At 74.0% G+C, this 21,216-nt stretch carries 20 protein-coding genes; 5 read left to right on the top strand and 15 right to left on the bottom strand.

Translation table 11 applies throughout. From position 1 onward, the window contains the following. Positions 1–154 precede the first annotated feature (154 nt). Positions 155–2,245, bottom strand: a complete 2,091-nt coding sequence (locus ACIRJT_RS00005; protein WP_403902426.1) for a HelD family protein — start codon at positions 2,243–2,245, stop codon at positions 155–157. 375 nt (positions 2,246–2,620) lie between these two features. Between ACIRJT_RS00005 and ACIRJT_RS00010 the strand changes: the two genes are divergently transcribed. Next, positions 2,621–2,812, top strand: coding sequence for a hypothetical protein (locus ACIRJT_RS00010; protein ID WP_003967306.1), 192 nt, complete (start codon positions 2,621–2,623; stop codon positions 2,810–2,812). Positions 2,813–2,834: 22 nt separating this feature from the next. On the opposite strand, the gene ACIRJT_RS00015 is transcribed toward ACIRJT_RS00010, so the two are convergent. From ACIRJT_RS00015 to ACIRJT_RS00030, 4 genes are all read right to left on the bottom strand, one after another. After that, complete coding sequence (locus ACIRJT_RS00015) at positions 2,835–4,478, bottom strand: DNA repair helicase XPB (RefSeq protein ID WP_403902429.1); 1,644 nt, start codon at positions 4,476–4,478, stop codon at positions 2,835–2,837. Positions 4,479–4,573: 95 nt separating this feature from the next. Beyond that, the gene (locus tag ACIRJT_RS00020; protein ID WP_403902431.1) at positions 4,574–5,365 is read right to left on the bottom strand and encodes a YqjF family protein; all 792 of its coding nucleotides are present in this window, start codon (positions 5,363–5,365) and stop codon (positions 4,574–4,576) included. Positions 5,366–5,439: 74 nt separating this feature from the next. After that, positions 5,440–5,568 (bottom strand): hypothetical protein, encoded by a 129-nt coding sequence (locus tag ACIRJT_RS00025; RefSeq protein WP_403902434.1) that lies wholly within the window; start codon positions 5,566–5,568, stop codon positions 5,440–5,442. Between the two features lie 225 nt (positions 5,569–5,793). Then, on the bottom strand, positions 5,794–8,274 hold the full coding sequence (locus ACIRJT_RS00030) for a helicase C-terminal domain-containing protein (RefSeq protein ID WP_403902436.1): 2,481 nt from the start codon (positions 8,272–8,274) through the stop codon (positions 5,794–5,796). A gap of 54 nt (positions 8,275–8,328) precedes the next feature. Between ACIRJT_RS00030 and ACIRJT_RS00035 the strand changes: the two genes are divergently transcribed. Continuing rightward, positions 8,329–9,687, top strand: coding sequence for a hypothetical protein (locus ACIRJT_RS00035; RefSeq protein ID WP_403902438.1), 1,359 nt, complete (start codon positions 8,329–8,331; stop codon positions 9,685–9,687). Between the two features lie 123 nt (positions 9,688–9,810). On the opposite strand, the gene ACIRJT_RS00040 is transcribed toward ACIRJT_RS00035, so the two are convergent. The 4 genes from ACIRJT_RS00040 to ACIRJT_RS00055 are packed head-to-tail and all read right to left on the bottom strand — an operon-like array spanning position 9,811 to position 13,769. Continuing rightward, the gene (locus ACIRJT_RS00040; RefSeq protein WP_403902441.1) at positions 9,811–10,785 is read right to left on the bottom strand and encodes an ABC transporter substrate-binding protein; all 975 of its coding nucleotides are present in this window, start codon (positions 10,783–10,785) and stop codon (positions 9,811–9,813) included. A 1-nt stretch (position 10,786) separates the two neighbouring features. After that, complete coding sequence (locus ACIRJT_RS00045; protein WP_403902444.1) at positions 10,787–11,659, bottom strand: ABC transporter ATP-binding protein; 873 nt, start codon at positions 11,657–11,659, stop codon at positions 10,787–10,789. Beyond that, complete coding sequence (locus tag ACIRJT_RS00050; protein WP_403902446.1) at positions 11,656–12,732, bottom strand: FecCD family ABC transporter permease; 1,077 nt, start codon at positions 12,730–12,732, stop codon at positions 11,656–11,658. The genes ACIRJT_RS00045 and ACIRJT_RS00050 overlap by 4 nt, the downstream gene beginning before the upstream one ends. Then, the gene (locus tag ACIRJT_RS00055; protein ID WP_403902447.1) at positions 12,729–13,769 is read right to left on the bottom strand and encodes a FecCD family ABC transporter permease; all 1,041 of its coding nucleotides are present in this window, start codon (positions 13,767–13,769) and stop codon (positions 12,729–12,731) included. Before ACIRJT_RS00055 ends, ACIRJT_RS00050 begins: the two co-directional genes overlap by 4 nt. A gap of 185 nt (positions 13,770–13,954) precedes the next feature. On the opposite strand from ACIRJT_RS00055, the gene ACIRJT_RS00060 reads away from it, so the two are divergent. Further along, the gene (locus ACIRJT_RS00060; RefSeq protein ID WP_403902449.1) at positions 13,955–14,626 is read left to right on the top strand and encodes an HAD family hydrolase; all 672 of its coding nucleotides are present in this window, start codon (positions 13,955–13,957) and stop codon (positions 14,624–14,626) included. A 12-nt stretch (positions 14,627–14,638) separates the two neighbouring features. On the opposite strand, the gene ACIRJT_RS00065 is transcribed toward ACIRJT_RS00060, so the two are convergent. After that, positions 14,639–14,878, bottom strand: coding sequence for a hypothetical protein (locus ACIRJT_RS00065; protein WP_403902452.1), 240 nt, complete (start codon positions 14,876–14,878; stop codon positions 14,639–14,641). Between the two features lie 179 nt (positions 14,879–15,057). On the opposite strand from ACIRJT_RS00065, the gene ACIRJT_RS00070 reads away from it, so the two are divergent. Next, a complete protein-coding gene (locus ACIRJT_RS00070) occupies positions 15,058–15,441 on the top strand; it encodes a cold-shock protein (RefSeq protein ID WP_006126557.1) in 384 nt (127 codons plus the stop codon). A gap of 49 nt (positions 15,442–15,490) precedes the next feature. Here the strand turns inward: ACIRJT_RS00070 and ACIRJT_RS00075 are convergent, their stop codons facing one another. From ACIRJT_RS00075 to ACIRJT_RS00095, 5 genes are read right to left on the bottom strand one after another with little or no spacing between them, the layout of a single operon-like run. After that, positions 15,491–16,114, bottom strand: coding sequence for a hypothetical protein (locus ACIRJT_RS00075; RefSeq protein WP_403902454.1), 624 nt, complete (start codon positions 16,112–16,114; stop codon positions 15,491–15,493). Between the two features lie 23 nt (positions 16,115–16,137). Continuing rightward, positions 16,138–17,016: a 1,4-dihydroxy-6-naphthoate synthase gene (locus ACIRJT_RS00080; RefSeq protein WP_403902457.1), complete on the bottom strand. Its 879-nt coding sequence runs from the start codon at positions 17,014–17,016 to the stop codon at positions 16,138–16,140. After that, a complete protein-coding gene (locus tag ACIRJT_RS00085) occupies positions 16,994–17,701 on the bottom strand; it encodes a futalosine hydrolase (RefSeq protein ID WP_403902460.1) in 708 nt (235 codons plus the stop codon). The genes ACIRJT_RS00080 and ACIRJT_RS00085 overlap by 23 nt, the downstream gene beginning before the upstream one ends. A gap of 53 nt (positions 17,702–17,754) precedes the next feature. Beyond that, the gene (locus ACIRJT_RS00090) at positions 17,755–18,231 is read right to left on the bottom strand and encodes a DUF2771 domain-containing protein (RefSeq protein WP_403902462.1); all 477 of its coding nucleotides are present in this window, start codon (positions 18,229–18,231) and stop codon (positions 17,755–17,757) included. A 27-nt stretch (positions 18,232–18,258) separates the two neighbouring features. Next, positions 18,259–19,701, bottom strand: a complete 1,443-nt coding sequence (locus ACIRJT_RS00095) for an MFS transporter (protein WP_403902465.1) — start codon at positions 19,699–19,701, stop codon at positions 18,259–18,261. A 473-nt stretch (positions 19,702–20,174) separates the two neighbouring features. Here ACIRJT_RS00095 and ACIRJT_RS00100 point away from each other — a divergent pair, with 473 nt between their 5' ends. Next, the gene (locus ACIRJT_RS00100) at positions 20,175–21,050 is read left to right on the top strand and encodes a DUF3027 domain-containing protein (protein WP_403904363.1); all 876 of its coding nucleotides are present in this window, start codon (positions 20,175–20,177) and stop codon (positions 21,048–21,050) included. Positions 21,051–21,216: the final 166 nt, after the last annotated feature.

A 21,216-nucleotide genomic window follows, 5' to 3' on the forward strand; every position in this document is an offset into this window, starting at 1 on the left:
CGCAGGCGCTGGCCTGAGGAGCTGCGGTGGGGGGGGGGGCCGGGGGGTGGGGCCCCCCCCCCCCCCCCCCCCCCCCCCCCCCCGGGCCGGGGGGGGGGGGGGGGGGGGGGGGGGGGGGGGGGCCCCCCCCCCCCCCCCCCCCCACCGCAGCTCCTCAGGCCAGCGCCTGCGGCAACGGCGCCGCGTGCAGCACCGTGAGCCCGGAGACCGCACGGGTCAGCGCCACGTACAGCCGCCGCAGCCCGGTCCGCTCGTCCGGCTCGCCGTCGACCACGGCCGCCGGTTCGTCCAGCACCACGTAGTCGTACTCCAGGCCCTTCGCCAGCGACGCGGGCACCAGCGTCAGCCGGGACGCGGCGGTCGTCTCCTCACCGGGGGCGAGATACGCGTGGCCCGCCGCCGTCAGGGCCGCGCCCAGCGCCGGGATCCGGGCGTCGGCGGCGATCAGCCCGATCGACCCCAGGTGGCGCAGGGACTCCTCGCAGGCGGCGACGACGGCCGCGTCCAACCCCTCCGCCGAAGCCGCCTCCCGTACGACCAGCGAACCGGGCGACTCACGCACCGACTCCACCGCCGCCAGCCCCGGCGAGATCACGGGCAGCAGCCGGGAGGCGTACGCGATGACCTCGCGCGGCACGCGGAAACCGGCCGTCAGCTCCTCCACCACCGCGTCCGCCTTGCCCAGGTGGAACAGCGCCTCGCCCCAGCTCTCCGTGGACCACGGGGTCGTCCCCTGGGCGAGATCGCCGAGGACGGTCGCCGAACCGGTCGAGCACCGCCGCCCCACCGCCCGGTACTGCATGGGGGAGAGGTCCTGCGCCTCGTCGAGCACGACATGGCCGAGCGAATGCGTACGGGCGATCAGGTCGCCCGCCTCGTCGATCAGCACGGCGTCGGCCGCCGACCACTTCGCGGACTTCGCACTGCGGGCGGGCTTCGCCCACAGGAGCCGCTTCTGCTCGTCCTCGTCCAGCAGACCCTCCGCGTGCGCGGCCAGGAACTCCGCGTCGGAGAGCAGCCGCAGCACCAGCTTCGCCGGGTCCACGGCGGGCCAGACCGCCTTGACGGCCGCCTTCACCGCGGGATTGCGGGCGACCGCGTTCTGCACCCGGTCGTCGGGCGCCTCCCCGGCCTCCTCCATCCGTACGAGCACGGCGTGGGCGATCCGCTGCGGCAGCGCCTCGTGCGCGGCCCCGTACCGCATGTCGCGGGCCAGCAGCTCGTCGACCATCTCCTGGACCTCGTACACGGGCACGCGCCAGCGCCGGGACCCGCGCACCACGACGACCGGCTCGGCGGGCGGTGCGACGTGCGAGCGGATGGCCCGCCGCAGCACCTCCGCCATGCGGGCGTCGCCCTTGACGACGGCGGTGGCCGCCTCGTCCTCGCCCCGGACCTCGACGCCGGTGCGCACCAGGTCGTCGACGGTGGCCTGCTTCACCTCCAGCTCGCCGAGGGCGGGGAGGACCTGCTCGATGTAGTGCAGGAAGGAACGGTTCGGCCCGATGACGAGGGTGCCGGTGCGGGCGAGCCGCTCGCGGTGCGCGTACAGCAGATACGCCACCCGGTGCAGGCCGACGGCGGTCTTCCCGGTGCCGGGCCCGCCCTGCACGCAGACGGTCCCGCCGAGGCCGCTGCGGACGATCTCGTCCTGCTCGGGCTGGATGGTGGCGACGATGTCGCGCATCGGGCCGACGCGGGGCCGCTCGATCTCCGCCTGGAGGAGCCGACTGGTGTGCTCGGCCTCGGCGGGGTCGGTGAGGTGCTCGTCCTCGTACGCGGTCAGCTCGCCGGCGGTGTAGCCGAAGCGGCGGCGGAGCCCCACGTCCTGGGGGTTCTTGCGGGACGCCTGGTAGTACGGCTGGGAGACCGGCGCACGCCAGTCGATGACCATGGGGTCCCCGACGGCGTCGTGGACGTGCCGGCGCCCGATGTAGAACCGCTCGCCCTCCGCACCCTCGGCCAGCTCGCCGCCGACGGCGTGGAGGTAGTCGAGTCGGCCGAAGAACAGCGGGGTGTGGGAGAGGTCGGCGAGCGCCTTGATGCGGTCGTCGATCTGGGACTGGAGCACGGCGGCGTTGACCCAGTTGGCGGTGACGTCGCGGATGTCGAGGGCCTGGACGTCCTCGCGCATCCCGCGCAGGGCGGCACGGGACGCGGCGAGATGGGCGCGTTCGTGCGCCAAGGGGTCGGTGGGGCCGGTGGGATCGGGGATGGAATCGCTTTCGCTCGCGTGCGCGGGCACGGTGTTGCCTCCGGCTCTTCAACGCAGGACGGCGGACCGCGCGCCGGTGCCGGCTGGAGCCGGGAGCAGGGCGGTCCGCTCGGAAGGTTGGTTCGCTTGGGTGTCGACCGGTTTCCGTCCGGTCGGCGGCGCTCCCCCGGCTGCCGGCAGCGAGAGGCCGGTACCACGGTGCGGGAGGCGGGCAGACCGGCGATTGTAGCCACAGGGCGGGGCGCGGGCGAAACGGAATACCGGCTCCGCCGGAGGGCGCGGGTGCCGGGGATACCCGTAGGGGACGCCGAGCCCCGGCATGGCACCACAGGGCTACCCGCCGGGTCCCGGGGTTCCGTCTGCGGACCGACGCGCCCGAACGGGTGACGGGAGCACCATGGATACATGAGCACAGCCACTCTGAACCCACGCAGGACCGGCCCCGCGCACGGCGCGACCGCGGCCACCGGTCACCACCGACCCCACCGCGTCGGCGACGCGGTGCGTGCCGTGAAGGTGTTCGTGACGGCGGCGTTCGGCGTCGTCGTCCTCGGGGAGTACGCGGAGGAGGCGGGCGTCGCCGGCCGGGGCCGCTGACCGCCCGCCCCTCCCGCCCGCCTCAGCCGTCGGCGAGCAGCTCGTCCGCGTCGACGATGCGGTACGCATACCCCTGCTCGGCCAGGAACCGCTGGCGGTGCGCCGCGAAGTCCTGGTCGATGGTGTCGCGGGCGACGACCGAGTAGAACCGGGCCTCGTGCCCGTCGGCCTTCGGCCGCAGGACCCGGCCCAGCCGCTGTGCCTCCTCCTGCCGCGACCCGAAGGTCCCGGAGACCTGGATGGCGACGGTCGCCTCGGGCAGGTCGATGGAGAAGTTGGCGACCTTGGACACCACGAGGACGCTGATCTCGCCCTGGCGGAACGCCTCGAAGAGCTTCTCGCGCTGGGCGTTGCTGGTCTCGCCCTTGATCACGGGGGCGTCCAGATGCTCGCCCAGCTCGTCGAGCTGGTCGATGTACTGCCCGATGACGAGGGTCTGCTCGCCCTGGTGCTTGCGCACCAGCGCCTCGGTCACCTTCCGCTTGGTCGCGGTGGTGGCGCAGAACCGGTACTTCTCCTCCGTCTCGGCGGTCGCGTAGGCGAGCCGCTCGGAGTCGGTGAGATTGACCCGGACCTCGACGCAGTCGGCGGGCGCGATGTAGCCCTGCGCCTCGATCTCCTTCCACGGGGCGTCGAACCGCTTCGGCCCGATGAGCGAGAACACGTCGGACTCCCGCCCGTCCTCCCGCACCAGCGTCGCCGTGAGCCCCAGCCGCCGCCGGGCCTGGAGGTCGGCGGTGAACTTGAAGACGGGCGCGGGCAGCAGGTGCACCTCGTCGTAGACGACCAGGCCCCAGTCGCGGGAGTCGAACAGCTCCAGGTGCGGGTAGACGCCCTTCCGCCGGGTGGTCAGCACCTGGTAGGTGGCGATGGTGACCGGCCGGATCTCCTTGCGCGTCCCGCTGTACTCGCCGATCTCGTCCTCGGTCAGCGAGGTCCGCTTGACCAGCTCGTGCTTCCACTGCCGGGCGGAGACGGTGTTGGTGACGAGGATCAGGGTGGTGGCCTTGGCCTCGGCCATGGCGCCGGCGCCCACGAGGGTCTTCCCGGCACCGCAGGGCAGCACCACGACGCCCGACCCGCCGTGCCAGAACCCCTCGACGGCCTGCTTCTGGTACGGCCGCAGCGACCAGCCGTCCTCGGCCAGCTCGATCGGATGGGCCTCGCCGTCGACGTACCCCGCGAGGTCCTCGGCCGGCCACCCCAGCTTGAGCAGGGTCTGCTTGACCTGCCCCCGCTCGGAGGGGTGCACGGCCACGGTGTCCGGGTCGATCCGCGCCCCGACCAGCGGCTGCACCTTCTTCGACCGGAGGATCTCCTCCAGCACGGGCCGGTCGGTGCTGGTGAGCACGAGCCCGTGCACCGGGTGCTTGGACAGGGTGAGCCGCCCGTACCGCGCCATCGTCTCGGCGATGTCGACCAGGAGCGCGTGCGGCACGGGGTAGCGGGAGTACTCGACCAGGGCGTCGACGACCTGCTCGGCGTCGTGCCCGGCGGCACGGGCGTTCCACAGCCCTAGCGGGGTGACCCGGTACGTGTGGATGTGCTCGGGCGCACGCTCCAGCTCCGCGAACGGCGCGATGGCACGACGGCAGGCGTCCGCCCGGTCGTGGTCGACTTCGAGGAGCAGCGTCTTGTCGCTCTGGACGATGAGGGGTCCGGTCACGCGCTTCGGCCCTTTCTGCGGGGTGCGGCCACGGATGCGGCCAAACGTCCAGTGTGCCGCATCGCGGGGCGGGGCGGGGTGGGGCGGGCGCGCGGTCAGTCTGCGGCGCGGGACCTGCGCTGCGGCCCGAAGCGCACCGGGACGCCCGGGGAGTACAGCACGCTCACCGGCTCCCCGACCGGTGCGGGCAGCCCGCCCGCCGCCACCAGGTCCTCGTCGCACTCCAGCAGCTCCGCCCGGTGCAGGGGCCACCGGGGATGGGCGTTGGGCAGGTACAGGGTCCGCCCGAAGAACCCGCCGTGCAGGGCCCACCGGGCGGTGAGGAAGTGCTCCAGGGACGTCGGCTCCTCGATCGGCCGCCCGGTGCGCAGCACGATCCTGCTCCGCGCACCACGCGGGCCCGGCCACCGCCGGGCGCTCGTGTACGTGAGGGTGTCTCCGGACCGCTCGATGCCCATCCGGGACCACACGTACGGCAGGCGGAACGCGACCCGCGCCACGACGACCGGGACGAGCCGCGAGGCGTCGAGCGACCGGAAGACGACCCCGCGCCGCCCGTGCTCGTCCACCGAGTACAGCCGGACGTTGGTCTCGGGGAAGGTCCCGAGGTAAGGAATCCCCGGCAGGCCGAGCCCGCCCACCCGGTACATCCGGAACGCCACGAGACCCACGTACGTCGTCGTCCCGTCGAACGTGTCCGGCACCGTGCCCGGGGGCAGCAGCGGTGCCACGTCCGCGGGGTCGACCGCCCAGTGCAGGAAGGCCAGGTCCAGCCAGGACTGGGTGAGCAGCGGCGGCATCGGCGCGCGGGGCGGGTGGGGCGACACCGGCTCGGGTGCCACCGGTCGGGGCGTCACCGGCTCAGGGGCGGGGCGGGCTGTGGCCATGCCCGCAGCATCGCAGACCGCGCCGGCAGAGAGGGCACGCGCGTGAAACCGACGGACCTGCCCGGTGGCGGACGCTACTCGGTCTCGCCCGGCTGCCCGGTGCGCTTGGCCCGTTTGATGCCGAGTACGGCGAGAGCGAGGACGGCGGCCACTCCCACGATCGCCATCACGATCTGCTCGCCGGCGCTCAGGGTTGCGATCATCTTCGTCTCCTCGGCAGATCAACTGGGCGTGCACGATGAACATGTCATGCGGGGTGACCCGCGACAAGGCTCGACGTGATCTTCAGAGCTTCCCAACTGTCCGCCGTACGCGGCCGCGCCCGTGCCGTGGGCGACATGACCACTGTGTCCGACCGCAACGTCTACCTGCGCAGGCACCCGGAGGTCACCAGTGATCACGCGGGCCGGCACGGGGCGGGCCGGTCCCTACCCCTTCCCGTCCTCCGCCAGCTCCGCCACCCCCGTGATCCGGTGCAGCGGGTACGTGCGGACCTCGTCGGCCGTGTGGTCGTACGCCGTGACGAAGCCGCCCTCCACGCGGACCGGGGCGATCACGCGCTGGCTGGCCGCGCCGTCCGCGTTGACGTAGCCGATCCAGACCGCGGAGCCCGTCATCGCGGCCGCCTGGACCGTGGCCAGGGTCTCGGCGGAGGTGGTGCGGGGGAGGGAGCCGGAAGGCGTGGTGGACGAGGGGTCCTCGGACGTGTCCTTGCGGATCACCGTGGCGGCCGTGTCGCCCGCGCGGATGGCCCGTACCGCCGCTCCGAGCAGGGTGTCGTCCGGGACCGGGGGGCCTTCGGGGACCGGGGCCGGGGGCGTGCGGGGCGGGGTGCGGCGGGCGCCGGCGCGGGTGATCAGGACGTCGCCCTCGGCGGATTCGGCGGCCGGTGCGTAGCCGATGTCGCGCAGGGCTTCCAGGAGGGAGCCGGGGTCGGCCTGGGAGGCCAGGACCGTGGGGGCCAGCCGGCGGAGGCGGAGTCCGGTGGAGCGGCGGTCGGCCAGGATCTCGTTGAGGACCGCCTCGTCGTCGCAGCGTACGTACGCTGACGCCGACCCGATCCGCAGGTGGCCGTGGCGGCGGGCCACGTCGTCGATCAGGTAGCTCAGCGGCTGCGGCACCGGCGTACGGCTGTGCGCGGCCAGGAACGCGTGCAGGTCCGTCGCCGCCTGCCCGGCGTCCAGGGCGCGGCGCACCGAGCCGGGCGTGAAGCGGTACACCGTCGCCCCGCCCTTGGACTCGACGTCGGCCAGGACCGAGAGCGTCTCCGCCAGGGGGCGTTCCAGCGGGCCCGGCGCCACCGCCGTCAGGTCGGCCTGGAGGAGGACGTGGTCCAGGGGCTCGGGGATGAGCGGAGCGAGGCGGGCCGCCGCCGCGTCCGGGCCCTCCTCCAGCAGCGCGCGGGCCTGTGCGGAGAGCGCGCCCCGGCCCGTGATTCCCAGCAGCTCCGCCTCGTTGAGCGTCCACAGGGCGAGGCGGGAGCGGAGGTCCGCCCCCTCGCCCGGGCCCGTGGCGGCCGGAGGGGTCGCTCCGCCGCGCAACGGGCGCTCCCAGCGCAGCCGTCGCAGCAGGGTCTCGGCGTCCGGCGCGGTGCCCGGCGGGAGTTCGGCGAACAGGGCCAGGATCCGGCGGCGTACGTCGGGGGCGGCCGAACGGTCCAGCTCCGGGCCGAGCGCGGACAGCGCCCGGCCCTTGGCGTCCTGGCCGCCGACCAGGCCGGGGGTCCGGGTGGCGGCGAGCCAGGCGGTGGCGAGGTGCGTCCAGCGGTCCTCGGCGGTCAGGTCGAGCCACTCGTCGGAAGCGGGCGTCGGCGCGTACCGCTCCTCGGGCTCCCCGTCGGAGGCCAACAGGCCTGCACCGTAGGCCAGTTCGATCCAGAACGCTGCGATCGGCTCGGTCACGTCGAGGGAGTTCGCGGCGCGCTTCAGCTCCCGTACGCTCAGCCCGCCCGCGCGCAGGATCGCGGGGCCGCCGCCGTTCCAGAGCTTCAGCAGCTCCTCGACCGTGGACAGCGCCGTGAACGCCTGTCCGGCCGCGGCCCTGTCCACAGCCTGTGGATCGCGTGTCGCCGCAACGGCGACGACCGGGGGGACGGGCTCCGGCACGCGGTGGGCGCGTCCGGCGCGCAGATGCAGGGCCGCCTCGCGCGGCAGGACCACCGTGCGGGTGGAGACCGGCAGCAGCAGACCCCGGTCGCGCAGCCACTTCACGGGGGGAGTGGGGTTGGGCGTGACCTCCCCGTACGGCGGGCCCCACACCAGCCGGTCCAGCACCGACAGCGCCTCCACCGGGGCGGTGTCCAGCAGGTGCGCCATCCGCGTCCGGTCCGTGAAGAGCGAGGACAGCGCGGCCACCGCCGAGACCGGGTCGTGTGTCGCGGGCAGGCCCGTCGCCGCCAGGATCTCCTGGAGGCGGCCCGGCGACATGCCCGCCGTCGCCTCGGCGACCGTGGGGCCCAGGCCCGTGGGCGAGGGGTGCTGCGGGGAAGGGGCGAGCAGTTCGCGGGCGGTGCGCACCAGCCGCAGCCGGTCGTCCTCGCCCCAGACCAGGGCCTGTTCGCGCAGCGTCGAGAGCGCGCCCGGCAGTGCGGCGGTGATCGCCGCCCCCGCGTCGTCACGCTGGTCGCCGTCGTCCATGCCGTCGCCCGTGAGCAGGGAGAGCAGCGTGTCGTACGGGGCCGGGTCCGGGGCCACCGCCAGCGCCTCGGCGGTCTGGAGTGCGAACCGGTCCAGGTGTTCCAGCGCGCGGACGACGGACGCCCGCGTGCCGGCCCGCGTGGCGAGCTGGGTGATGTCGTTCGGCACCGGGTTGAGGAGGTCGGGGCGGGCGCGCAGCAGCCCGGCCAGCGATTCGTCGCCCCGGGCGCGCAGGGCTTCGGCGAGCGTGCGCGGTGGTGTGGTCGTCCCCATCCGTCCCACGGTAGCCGCTGGAACGCTACCGTCGGGGCAGGGCCGGTAGAGGGGATGCACCGCGTGGGGATCGAGAGTGACCAGCTCGTCTACGACTACCTGAGCCGGGTCGGCGACCTGGCGCAGCGGCAACAGCTGTCGTCGGGCGCCCGGATGCGCCTGGTTTCGACACTTCGGGGTGAGATCGACCGGCAGCGTGGCGCGGAGGGCGCGGACTCTCCGGCGACCGTGCGGCGCATCATCGGCAGGCTGGGCAGCCCGGACGAACTGGTCGCCGCGGCGGCGGAGTCGGCCGACGGCACGGTCACGCTGCCGACCGCCGGGTCCGGGACGGGGGGCGGCGAGCAGCAGCGGCGGACCTCCCTTCCCCGGCCCCGGGGCGGACTCCTCCGCAAGGGGCCGAGCGAGCCGAGGAGGCCGAAGGAGCCCGCTCCGGGGGCGGGGGGCGGCCGGGAGGCGAAGGCGTCCGGGAAACCGAAAGCCGGTTTCGGGTGGGGCGCGTCGCGCCGCGGTCGCGAGGACGGCGCCGCCGGCGCTCCGGGCGGCGTCTTCGACCGTGCGCCCGGTGGTGCGCCCGGTGGTGCCTCCGAAGGAGCTCCCGGCGCGCGGTCCGCCGCCGTGCCCCGCCCGGCTCCCGCCCCCGACGACCGGGTGGCTGACGACGAAGGCGTCCCCGTCCGCGACTGGCCCGATCCCTCCGCCCCGCACATGCTCGGCCAGGACCAGCAGGGGGACGCGGACGCGACCGACTGGTGGCGCCTGGAGCCGGGCCCCTTCGACGAGGGAACCGCCATCCCCGGGTTCTTCGGCGGTATCGAGGCCCCGGAACTGCTCGGGAGGCGGCCGCGGCCCATCGAGAAGGACGGGCAGGACGAGAAGGACGGGCAGGACGAGAAGGGCGCGGCGGGAGCGGCCGACGAGGCGGAGGGGAAGGCCGGGGCGGAGGGGAGGGCCGGGACCGGCGCCGGGACCGTCGCGCGCCGCCGTGCCCTGCGCCTCCTGAAGCTCCGCCGCCGCAAGACGGCCGCGGTGGTCGTCGAGCCCGGGGCGGCCGCCGCCTCCGGTGCCCGGGGCGGCTTCGCCCACCCGCTGCTGCTCCTGGCCGCCGTCCTGCTCGTCGCCGGTGTGGTCACCGGTTCCTGGCTGCCGCTGGTGGGCGGCTGGCTGATCGCGTACAGCTCGCGCACCCTCTCCCGTACGGAGGCGAAGTGGGCGGCGCTCGGTCTGCCGGGCGTGGTGGCGGCCGGGGCCCTCGTGTGGGTGTGGGGGCGGATGGAGGGGCGCTGGGGCGAACCGATCCGCGAGGGCGCGATGCGGGACGTCCTGGTCGACACCTGGCCGGTGGTCGTCCGCGTCGCCGCCGTCGCCTCCGCGCTCTACCTGGTGTGGCGGGCGCGGAGGAGGGCCGGCTGAGCCGGGCACGGCCCGCCCGGGCGCAGCACTGGACGAGGGCCGGGGCCTTCTGTCGGGATCAGGTCGGATCGGGGACCGGGACCCCGGGAGCCCGACATGATCCGAACGGGAGGCCCCGCTCCGTCACTTCGTCATGCTGGTCTCGAACTCCTCCAGGATCTTGCCGGCGGCGGTGTAGCCGATGCCCGCGATCCACAGCCGGTCGTCGACCTTGAAGACCTTGTCGTTCTCGGCCGCCTTCAGCCCCTTCCACAGGCCGCTGTTCATCGTCTTCGTCGTCCCGGCCTTGCCCGGGTCGCCGTACGTCGACGTGAAGATGACGTCCGCGTCCGCGAGGTCGATCTTCTCGGGCGACACGTCGTACGAGAACCCGTCCTTCGCCTTGTCCGTGATCGGGGGGCGGCCGGTGCCGATGTCGGCGAGCAGCGAACCGATGTAGTTCTGCTTGCCGTAGATGCGGATCTCGGCGCCCTCGACGAAGCGGACGAAGTTGACGTCCGTGGCGGCGGCCTTCTCCTTGCCGCCGAGCGCCTCCGTCACCTTCGCCACCTGGGTGTCGTACGTGGCGAGGACCTTCTTCGCCTCGGCCTGCTTGCCGAGCGCCTCCGCGTGCACCTGGAAGTTCTCCTTCCAGGCGCTGCCGGTCGCCTCCGTCATCACGGTCGGGGCGATCTTGCTGAGCTCGTCGTAGCGTTCCCCGTCACGGACCTTGCTGGTGAGGATCAGGTCGGGCTCGAGCGCGGCGACGGACTCCAGGTTCGCGTTGGCGATCTCGCCGACCGGGGTGATGTCCTTCGTCTCGCTCGCGGGGAGGTAGGTGGGGAAGGCGTCCTCGGAGGCCGAGTGCGTCGCGCCGACCGGCCGGACGCCGAGGGTGATCGCGGAGTCCAGCTCGCCGGAGTCCAGGACGACGACCCGCTTCGGCGACGCGGGCACCTCGACGTCCCCGTTCGCGGTGGAGACGGTGCGCGTCTTCGCCGGGGAGTCGGAGGAGTCCGCCGCCGGGTCCGAGGAGCCGCACCCGGCGAGGGTGAGCGCGGCGGTCACGGCGAGGGAGCCGGCCACGAGGGCGCGGCGGTCGCGGAGGAGGGTAGTCATGTCACAGACCTTTCTGGGAGGGGGAACCCGCCGGGGACGGGGTCCAGGGGGCACTCGGGACGACGAGCGGCGAACCCGTCACCGGGTCCGGGACGATCACCGCCTCCAGGCCGAAGACCTCGGCGACGAGCTCGGCGGTGACGACGTCCCCGGGCCGGCCCTCGGCGACGATCCGGCCTTCCTTCATGGCGACCAGGCGGTCCGCGTACCGGGCGGCCTGGTTGAGGTCGTGGAGCACCGTGACGACGGTACGGCCCCGGGTGCCGTCGGCGGCAGGAGAGGCCAACTGGCGTACGAGGTCGAGGACTTCCACCTGATGCGCGATGTCGAGATACGTCGTCGGCTCGTCGAGCAGCAGCAGGTCCGTCTCCTGGGCCAGCGCCATCGCGATCCACACCCGCTGGCGCTGCCCGCCCGACAGCTCGTCCACCGGCCGGTCGGCGAGCGCCGTGACGTCGGTACGGGCCATCGCGTCGGTCACCGCCCGCTCGTCCTCGTCCGACCACTGCTGCCACCAGCTCTGGTGCGGCTGGCGGCCCCGTGCGACCAGGTCGGAGACGGTGATCGCCTCGGGCGCGACCGGGGTCTGCGGGAGCAGCCCGATGGACCGGGCGATCTGCTTCGTGGGTATCCGCGCCAACTCCTCGCCGTCCAGCAGGACCGCCCCGCCGCGCGGCTTCAGCAGCCGGCCGAGCGCCCGCAGGGTGGTGGACTTGCCGCAGGCGTTCGGGCCGACGATGACGGTGACCTGGCCGTCGGGCACGGTGAGGTCCAGCTCGTGGACCACGGTGCGGTCCTCGTACGCGAGGGTCAGCGAGCGGGCGGCGAGCCTGCCGGTCCGCTGCGCCGTGTCGGTCGTCGGGCTCGGGCTCATGCGGTGCCTCCACTGCGGCCGCGGTGACCGCGGATGATCAGCCAGATCAGGTACGGGGCGCCGACCGCCGCCGTGAGGACGCCCACCGGCAGTTCGGTGGGCGAGAACAGCTTGCGGGCGAGCAGGTCGCCGAGGACGACGATCACCGCGCCCAGCAGCGCCGAGGACAGCAGCGGGATCTGCGCGGTCCTGGTCATCCGGCGGGCGATCTGCGGGGCGAGCAGCGCCACGAAGTCCACCGGGCCCGCCGTACCCGTCGCCACGGACGCCAGGACCACGCCGAGCGCGACGAGTCCCAGCCGTACGCGCCCCAGGCGTACGCCCAGCGCCGTGGCGGTGTCGTCGTCCATCGCGACGGTGCGCTGCGCGCGGGCCGCCCAGGCGATGGCGGGCAGCAGGACCAGCAGCGTCCAGCCGATCGGGGCGGCCTCCGGCCAGCCGCGCCCGTTCAGCGAACCGGTCATCCAGATCTGCGCCTGCTGGGCGACCAGGTAGTCGCCCTTGGTCAGGAACAGCGTGGTCACCGACCGCAGCGCGATGGCGAAGCCGATGCCGATGAGGACGAAGCGCGTGGCGTGCAGGCCGCCGCGCCACGCGAAGACGTAGACGAGGGCCGCCGCCGCGATGCCGCCGATGACGGAGAGGTAGGGCAGGACGGTGTACGAGGTGATGCCGAAGGTCATCGCCCCGACCGTGAGCGCGCTGGCGCCCTGGCTGATGCCGATGATGTCGGGGCTGGCCAGCGGGTTGCGGGCCACGGTCTGGATCAGCGCCCCGGCGATCCCGAACGCGGCGCCCACCAGCAGCCCGACGACCATGCGGGGCAGCCGCAGCGTGCCCACGACCAGTTCGGCCGAGGAGGGCTGCCCGAGGATCACCTTCACGACCTCGCCGGGCGCGACGAAGCTCTCCCCGACGCAGAGGTAGGCGACGCAGACGGCGGCCAGCAGCACGACGAGGGAGGCCGCGACGGCGGAGGCCCGCCGGTGCAGCAGGAACCGGCCGCGCGGGCCGGCCTTCACGACGGAGTAGCCGGCGGGCCGGACCCGCAGGGCCGTTGAGGTCTCGCTCATGCGGGCACCGCCTTCCGGCGTACGAGGGCGACCAGGAACGGCACCCCGATCAGCGCCGTCATCACGCCCGCAGGGACCTCGCTCGGCGGGAACACGATCCGGCCGACGACGTCCGGGACGAGCAGCATCACGGGCCCGATCAGCGCCGCCATGGGCAGCACCCAGCGGTGGTCGTTGCCGACGACCGCGCGGGCGATGTGCGGGACGGCCAGACCGATGAACGCGATCGGCCCGGCTGCGGCGACCCCGACCCCGGTCAGCACGGTCGCCCCGATGCCGCCGATGATCCGGACCGCGGCGACGTTCTGGCCGAGCCCCTTCGCCACGTCCTCGCCGAGCGCGAGCGCGTCCAGGCCGCGGGCGACACAGAGCACGAGGACCGCCCCGATGAGGAGGAACGGCCACACCTGCTGGACGACGTCCAACTCCCGCCCGGCGATCGAGCCGACCTGCCAGAAGCGGAACTCGTCCAGCGCCGCGGCGTTCGTCGTGAGGATCCCCACCGTCACCGACACCAGCAGCGCGTTGATCGCCGCACCGCCGAGCGCGAGCTTCACCGGGGTCGCGCCGCCGCGCCCGCTGGAGGCGATGGCGTACACCGCGACCGAGGCGATGGCCGCGCCCGCGAAGGCGAACCACACATACCCGGTGAGCGTGTGGACCCCCGCGAACGCGATGGCCATCACCACCGCCACCGAGGCGCCCTGGCTGATGCCGAGGATGCCGGGATCGGCGATGGGGTTGCGGGTGATGCCCTGGAGCACCGTGCCCGCGAGGGCCAGCGCCGCGCCGACCATCAGCCCGATGAGGGTGCGCGGCACCCGCATCGTGCGGATCACCTCGGCGGCGTCGGAGTGCCCGCCGTGCAGCAGGACGTCGAACACCTCGCCCGGAGGGATGGAGCGCGCCCCCACGGCGAGGCTCAGCAGGACCGCCAGCAGCAGGGCGAGCACCGCCGCGGCCGTCGAGGCGGCGCGTCGGGAGAGGCGGGGAGTGCGGGGTGGCGCGGCGGTCCGCACGGGCGCTGAAGCTGACATTTCACCCAATCGAGACGGACGCGGACATGGGGGAACGGGAGGGAACGCTGGGGCGCGGGGCCAGGACGGTAAGGCTTGGCTAAGTGCGCGTCTCAGTCTAAGCGGCGGGATTCCGGGGCCGACGGGGGCTTCGGGGGCCGTGGGGGGATGACGGGAGCCCCCGGCCGGTCGGCACAATGGCAGGCATGGCTTCCACGGATCAGCACCCCGCCCAGCACCCCGCCCGGCGCTCCCCCCGGCGCCCCCTGACGGTCGGCTTCGACCTCGACATGACGCTCGTCGACTCCCGGCCCGGCATCGCCGCGGCCTTCCGGGTCCTGTCCGCGGAGACGGGGGTGCCGATCGACGTCGACCTGGTGGTGAACCGGCTCGGCCCGCCGCTGGAGACGGAGTTGGCGCACTGGTTCCCGGCCGACCGGGTGCCCGCCGCGGCCGACCGCTACCGGGAGCTCTACCCCGACCACGCGATAGCCCCGAGCACGGCCCTCGCCGGGGCGCGGGAGTCGGTGGCCGCGGTGCGGGCGCTCGGCGGCCGGGCGATCGTCGTCACGGCGAAGTTCGCGACGCACGCGAAGCTGCACCTGGCCCACCTCGGCATCGAGCCGGACACGGTGGCCGGCTGGCTGTGGGCGGAGGCCAAGGGCGAGGCGCTGCGCGAGCACGGCGCGCAGGTGTACGTCGGCGACCACACCGGCGACGTGCGCGGGGCCCGGGCCGCCGGAGCGCTGTCGGTCGCGGTGACGACGGGCCCGTGCGACGCGGCGGAGCTGCGGGCGGCGGGCGCGGACGTGGTGCTGGAGGACCTGACGGGCTTCCCGGCCTGGCTGGCGGCCTTCGAGGCGGCCCGGGCGGCGTGACGCGGAGGGGAGTCAGGCGCGGTTCGCGGCCCGTTTCGGGGAGTTGATCCAGGCCGAGCGCACGACGCCCGCCCCGGCGATGAGGAACCCGACACCCATCAGCATGCAGACCGCGTACGCGACCGCGGGGAACGGGTCCGTGCCCAGGAAAAGTGGGGCGACTGTGACCAGAGTGGCCAGTGCGCCGATGAAAAAGACGATCGCGCCGACCTGAACAAGCCGGTCACCTGCGCCTGAAGGAGTAGTGCTCACGCGACCAGGGTAGTTCCCAGCCCGGAGGAACTCTCCGGCGACGTCTTGTCACCGGCCGGGGGCCCATTAGCCTGGGACCGGGCGGGTCACGGTGACCCGCTGTACTGCTATCCGGAGCCGTTTTCCCCGGGAGACCGGCTCTCATCCGCACACCGACGAGTACGAGGACGAGGACAGACGTGCCCACCGGCAAGGTCAAGTGGTTCAACAGCGAGAAGGGCTTCGGCTTTCTCTCCCGCGACGACGGCGGCGACGTCTTCGTCCACTCGTCGGTTCTCCCTGCCGGAGTCGACGCCCTCAAGCCCGGCCAGCGCGTGGAATTCGGCGTGGTCGCGGGCCAGCGCGGCGACCAGGCCCTTTCGGTGGTGGTCCTCGACCCCACCCCGTCCGTCGCGGCCGCGCAGCGTCGCAAACCGGACGAGCTGGCGTCGATCGTGCAGGACCTCACGACGGTCCTGGAGAACATCACGCCGCAGCTGGAGCGGGGCCGCTACCCCGACAAGGCCGCCGGCGCGAAGATCGCGGGCCTGCTGAGGGCGGTCGCCGACCAGCTCGACGTGTAGCGGACGGCGCCCCGCGAAGGCGCCGCAGGGGTGCGGGCCCTGCGGGTGGTCAGGCCTGGCTCTCGGCGAAGAGCCGGGTGGACCTTCCCAGGGCCGCGCGCACCGCGCCCGAGCGGGTCAGCGGCGCGCGGTCGACACCGGCGAAGAGCGTGACGAGCACGATGTCCGCGGCCACGGCCCGTCCCGTCGCCCGCACCGCCAGCCGCTTGCCGCCGCCGATCCCGGACAGCTTCGCCGTGAGGGAAGCACCGGGGTCCTCGTCATCGGCCCGGCGGGTCAGCACGAACCGCTTCCGGTTCACCGCCCGCAGCCGGTAGTGGTCGCCGCCGTACCGGAAGTGCAGGGCACGGGCCCGGCGGGTCAGACCGAAGCGGTTGCGCCGCAGATGGACCAGGGCGTCGCCGACCCGGAGCACCGAGCGGTTGAGCGTCGGCAGGTCGGCGGCCTCGGTGTGGATGCCGCGGGTCTCGAACACCGCCGTGGGGACCGATGGGCCGCGCACCTCGGAGACCACGCTGCCCGGGGTGTGCTTCCGGGGCAGCGGGGCGGTGAGGACGATCTCGCCGAACTCCGCCGCCGTCCCCCGGTAGCCCGCCCGCTGCTCGTGGGTGCGGCCTTCCTTCCAGAACGCCAGGGTGAACGGGGCGGTCGACGCGGTCGACGTGGTGTGCACCGCGGGGTGTCCTTCCGGTCCGCTCAAGGAAACGCGAGGGCGTCCGGGCCCAGCGGCGGCACCAGTCCCTCGGCCGCCGCGCGGGTCAGCAGGCCGCGGACCGCCGCGTAGCCGTCCTCGCCGAGGTCGGCGGTGAACTCGTTCACGTACAGCCCGATGTGCTGGTCCGCTACGGCCGGGTCCATCTCCTGGGCGTGCTCCAGGACGTACGGGCGCGAGACCTCCGGGTGGTCCCAGGCCAGCCGGACCGAGCTGCGGACCGAGTCGGCCAGACGGCGCAGGGTCTCCTCGCCGAGCGAGCGCTTCGCGATGATCGCGCCGAGGGGGATCGGGAGGCCCGTGGTGTCCTCCCAGTGCCGGCCCATGTCGGCGAGGTTGTGCAGACCGAAGTTCCGGTACGTGAAACGGGCCTCGTGGATGACCAGACCCGCGTCGACCTTGCCGTCCCGTACGGCGGGCATGATCTCGTCGAACGGCATCACGACGACCTCGCCGACGCCGCCCGGGACCATCTCCGCCGCCCAGAGCCGGAACAGCAGGTACGCCGTCGAGCGCTCGCTCGGCACGGCGACGGTCCGGCCGGTCAGGTCGAGGCCCAACTCCTTGGTGAGGACCAGCGGACCGCAGCCCCGGCCCAGCGCCCCGCCGCACGGCAGCAGCGCGTAGTCGTCGAGCACCCACGGCAGCACGGCGTAGGACACCTTCAGGACGTCCAGCTCACCGCGCTCGGCCATGCCGTTGGTGATGTCGATGTCGGCGAAGGTCACGTCCAGCGCGGGCGCGCCGGGGACCCTGCCGTGCGCCCAGGCGTCGAAGACGAAGGTGTCGTTGGGGCAGGGCGAGAAGGCGATCTCGATCGCGTCCCCGGCCGGGCCCCGGCTAGCTGCGGTGTCGGTCGTCATGCCGGTTCCAACCTTCCAGTACGGGGGCGGTCTTCCCGAACGCGTCCGTGAGCGCGGCCAGCGCGTCGCCGATGCGCCAGGCGTCCCGGTCGCGGGGGCCCACGGCGTTCGACACGGCCCGCAGCTCCAGTACGGGCACCTCGGCCCGGGCGGCGGCCTCCGCGACCCCGAAGCCCTCCATCGCCTCGGCCAGCGCCCCCGGGTGCGCGGCGAGCAGGTCCGCGGCGCGCTCGGCGGTGCCGGTCACGGTGGAGACGGTGAGGACGGGGCCCGAGGCGGCGCCCGCGGCGGCCGCCACCTCCCGTACGAGCGCGGGCGGGGTGGTGAAGCGGTCCCGGCCGAAGCCGAGCGCGGTGACCGGCAGGAAGCCCTCGGGGGTGTCGGCGCCCAGGTCGGCGGCGACGATGTCGCTCGCCACGACCAGCGAGCCGAGCGGCGTCAGCGGGGTGAACGCCCCGCCGATCCCGGCCGAGACGACGAGACCGTACGGCGCGTCGGCCGACGCCAGGGCGAAGGCGGTGGCCGCAGCCGCGGCGGCGGGGCCCGCACCGCCCGCCAGGACATCGAACGCGCCGGCGCGGTGCAGCTCGCCCCCCGGCAGTGCCACGGCCTCCCCGGTGCCCCCGAACGCACGCGTGACCGCGTCCCGTTCCACCGGGACAGCGGTCACGACCAGCACACGCACGGATACAGCCTCAGGGTCGAGGACGGGAGGAAGGGCGTTCTTCGGCGAGCGGGTCAGTCCTTCTTGAGCTCGAACTGCCAGATGCCCGTGAGCTTCTTGCCCTTGGTCTCCACGATGGAGATGTTCGTCTTCTCGGACGGCTGGCCCGTCTGGCTGGCGAAGAAGGCGCTGCCGGGAATCGTCCGGTAGGTCTTGTCGTACGGCTCCTGCTCGGCCTGCTGGCCGTTGATGAAGAGCGTCCAGCCGTTCTCGGCGATCTCGGGGTCGACGCCGAAGCGGACCTTGTCGTCCATGGCGACCGTGAGGGACTTCTCGGCCTTCTTGTTCAGGCAGCCCTGGATCAGGGACTCCTTGATCGCCTCGCCGTCGTTGTAGCAGGCGGCCTCGGTGTTCACCGAGTCGCTGCCGACCGTCACGGTGGCGAGCGGCGTCGGCTTGTCGCAGGCGGACAGGACAAGGAGTCCCGCGGACACGGCACCAAGAGCGACGCCGATTCGACGGCCCTTACCGGAGAAGAACGCAACGGTCATGGGCCGAAGGCTATCGGTCGCCTCCGCTCATGCCACGCGGGGGTGCGGCGTGCCGCGCCGCGCGGCGCCCAGGAGACCCCGTACGGACGTGGCCGCGCCGAGCGCCAGAATGCCCGCGGCGACCGACATGCCGAGCACCGCGTTGAGCGGCAGGGCGATGCCGATGCCGCCGCCGACCACCCACGCCATCTGGAGCAACGTCTCGGACCGGGCGAACGCGGAGGTGCGGACCTCCTCGGGCACGTCCCGCTGGATCATCGCGTCGAGCGACAGCTTGGACAGGGCCTGGGTGAAACCGGCGACCGCGCCGAGCGCGGCGACCAGCACCGTGGAGAAGAACACCGCGGCCAGCACCGCCACGCTCAGCGCGAGCCCCAGCACCGTCGCGATGATCACCTCGGGGCCGCGGGCCCGCAGCCAGGATCCCACCGCCGTACCGCAGGCGTTGCCGACGCCCGCCGCCACGCCGACGATGCCGAGCGAGACCGCCGCGCTCTGCCCGGCCAGCGGGTGCTCGCGCAGCAGGAACGCCAGGAAGAAGATGAGGAAGCCGGAGAGGGCCCGGTGCGCCGCGTTGGCCTGGAGCCCGTGCAGGACGGACCCGCCGACGGACCGCAGCCCCGGTGGCCGCTCCCGGGCGGGCTTCTGCCCGTCGCCGCCCCTGCGGAGACCCGCCCGGGTGCTGCCGCCGTTCCGTCGCGGCGCGGACCGCGGCGCGGTGTCCTCGTGGTGCGGGACGATCAGCCGCGCCCGGCGCTCGCCCTTCGCGGAGTCGACCTTGGGCGGCAGCGTGAAGGCGAGGAACGTGCCCGCGACGAAGATCGCGCAGGCGCCGTAGAGCGGCCAGGGCGAGCCGATGGTCTGGAGACCGGCCCCGATCGGGGCCGCGACCCCGGTCGCCAGCAGCCCGGCCAGGGTGACCCGGGAATTGGCCTTCACCAGGGAAAACCTGGGTGGCAGCAGGCGGGGCACGACCGCACTGCGCACCACGCCGTACGCCTTCGAGCAGACCAGGACGCCCAGCGCGGCCGGATACAGCTCCAGACCCCCCGTGGCGACCGCGCCCGACATGGTGATCGCCAGCAGCGCCCGCGCCAGCATCGCGCCCGCCATCGCGGCGCGGCGGCCGTGCGGCAGCCGGTCCAGGAGCGGGCCGATCACCGGGGCGAGCAGGGTGAAGGGGGCCATGGTGATGGCGAGGTAGAGGGCCACCCGGCCCCGCGCCTCGTCCGTGGGCACCGAGAAGAAGACGGTGGAGGCGAGCGCGACCGTGATCATGACGTCGCCCGCGCCGTTCACCGCGTGCAGCTCGATCAGTTTTCCGAGACCGGATTCGCCCGCGCCGTGGGCGTGCGTCGCCTTGCGGATACCGCGCGCCGTGCCGGTGAACGGGGCGCGCAGGGCACGGCCCGTCGCCCGCCCCGCCCTGCGGAGCGGGCCGGGACCGTCGTGCGACCTGGCGGCAGTCACCCCGTCATAGTGCCCCAACCCTGGCCGGTATGAACGGCGATCGGCCACGGACGCGCGTGTGACGCCCTGTCGGACGAGCACGCCGGAACCGTCCGTGGCCCCGCCGCCGCCCGCGTCCGATCGGCATCGGAGGGAAACCGGCGGGATCGGATACGGCACGTTTGGGACGGGCAGGTGGGCGCGGAGCGGCGGAGAGGGTAGCGTGCGTAACGCGCCACCGGCGGTTGTTCTTGGCCGCGCGCCTCTCGGCGATCCCGCAGAATGGGTGGCAGAAGGCGCGCCCGAGGCAGGCACAACGGGTGTGGACGTCGACGCGGCCCCCAGGTCCGCTCCGCCCGCACTTGTCTGGCCGAAACGGCAATCGTGCAGCAGCTGGCGCGCTCGTGAGACTGGCGTATGGAGAGAAGCGAAGACCTGTGAGTGCTGCGACGACGACGCGAAGCCGTACGGCCCGGACCCCCGTTCCCGACCGCCTGTGCGCCGAGGCGGTGGACCTCGCGCGCGCTGCGGCGGAGGAGGCCGCCGCGCCCGGTGTGGTCGGTGAGCACATCGGCGTGATCTCCGAGGGAGACCGGGTCGTCACGCACTACTTCGAGGCCAAGGAGCCCGGGTACCGGGGCTGGCGCTGGGCGGTGACGGTCGCGCGGGCCTCCCGCGCGAAGAACATCACCCTGGACGAAACGGTGCTGCTGCCGGGGGACGACGCCCTCCTGGCGCCGGAGTGGGTGCCGTGGAGCGAGCGGCTGCGTCCTGGCGACATGGGCCCCGGCGACCTGCTGCCCACCGAGGCGGAGGACCTGCGCCTGGAGCCCGGCTGGACCGGCGAGGACGAGCCGCCGCCGAACTCCGTGGTCTCCCGGGAGCTGGCCGAGCTGGCCGACTCGGAGGACGCCGAGCTGACGGACCGGCCGGTGGCCGCCACCAGCCGCGGGTCCATCGCCGCGGTCGCGGACGAGCTCGGTACGCGCCGGGCGCGGGTGCTGTCCCGGTACGGGCTGTACGCGGCGGCCGACCGCTGGGACGAGGAGTTCGGCCCGAAGACGCCGATGGCCCAGGCGGCCCCGGCGGCGTGCGTCAGCTGCGCGTTCCTGATCCCGATGGCGGGCTCCCTGAAGCAGGCCTTCGGGGTGTGCGCGAACGAGTTCGGCCCGGCGGACGGGCATGTGGTGTCGCTGGCGTACGGCTGCGGCGGGCACTCGGAGGCCGCGGTGATGCCGCCGCCGCCGAAGCCGGCGCCGCACGCGCTGGACACGATGCGGGTGGACGCGTACTCGCTGCGGCCGGAGCGGGGCGAAGGCTCCGTGCCGGCCGAGACGGACGGGGCGTCGGAGGACCTGGGCCACTCCTGACGCTCCTGCCCGCTGAGGGGTCCGGGCTCGCGGTGCCCGCAATCGCAAGGCGGCCGCGGAGTGCCGCGAGGGGGCCTGGGCCCGAGGGCCCTGTCTACGGTGCACGCCCGGGCAAGGGTTCCGTCCTCAAACGCCGGACGGGCTGGGTGGTGGCCGGACCGGCTGG

Source organism: Streptomyces sp. NPDC102283, from assembly GCF_044766265.1.
GTDB lineage: Bacteria > Actinomycetota > Actinomycetes > Streptomycetales > Streptomycetaceae > Streptomyces.

Bases quoted from the DNA above. Each gene is read 5' to 3' on its own strand.
- ACIRJT_RS00010 (WP_003967306.1), top strand. From the start codon at position 2,621: ATGAGCACAGCCACTCTGAACCCACGCAGGACCGGCCCCGCGCACGGC.
- ACIRJT_RS00020 (WP_403902431.1), bottom strand. From the start codon at position 5,365: ATGGCCACAGCCCGCCCCGCCCCTGAGCCGGTGACGCCCCGACCGGTG.
- ACIRJT_RS00025 (WP_403902434.1), bottom strand. From the start codon at position 5,568: ATGATCGCAACCCTGAGCGCCGGCGAGCAGATCGTGATGGCGATCGTG.
- ACIRJT_RS00030 (WP_403902436.1), bottom strand. From the start codon at position 8,274: ATGGGGACGACCACACCACCGCGCACGCTCGCCGAAGCCCTGCGCGCC.
- ACIRJT_RS00035 (WP_403902438.1), top strand. From the start codon at position 8,329: ATGCACCGCGTGGGGATCGAGAGTGACCAGCTCGTCTACGACTACCTG.
- ACIRJT_RS00040 (WP_403902441.1), bottom strand. From the start codon at position 10,785: ATGACTACCCTCCTCCGCGACCGCCGCGCCCTCGTGGCCGGCTCCCTC.
- ACIRJT_RS00045 (WP_403902444.1), bottom strand. From the start codon at position 11,659: ATGAGCCCGAGCCCGACGACCGACACGGCGCAGCGGACCGGCAGGCTC.
- ACIRJT_RS00050 (WP_403902446.1), bottom strand. From the start codon at position 12,732: ATGAGCGAGACCTCAACGGCCCTGCGGGTCCGGCCCGCCGGCTACTCC.
- ACIRJT_RS00055 (WP_403902447.1), bottom strand. From the start codon at position 13,769: ATGTCAGCTTCAGCGCCCGTGCGGACCGCCGCGCCACCCCGCACTCCC.
- ACIRJT_RS00060 (WP_403902449.1), top strand. From the start codon at position 13,955: ATGGCTTCCACGGATCAGCACCCCGCCCAGCACCCCGCCCGGCGCTCC.
- ACIRJT_RS00080 (WP_403902457.1), bottom strand. From the start codon at position 17,016: ATGACGACCGACACCGCAGCTAGCCGGGGCCCGGCCGGGGACGCGATC.
- ACIRJT_RS00090 (WP_403902462.1), bottom strand. From the start codon at position 18,231: ATGACCGTTGCGTTCTTCTCCGGTAAGGGCCGTCGAATCGGCGTCGCT.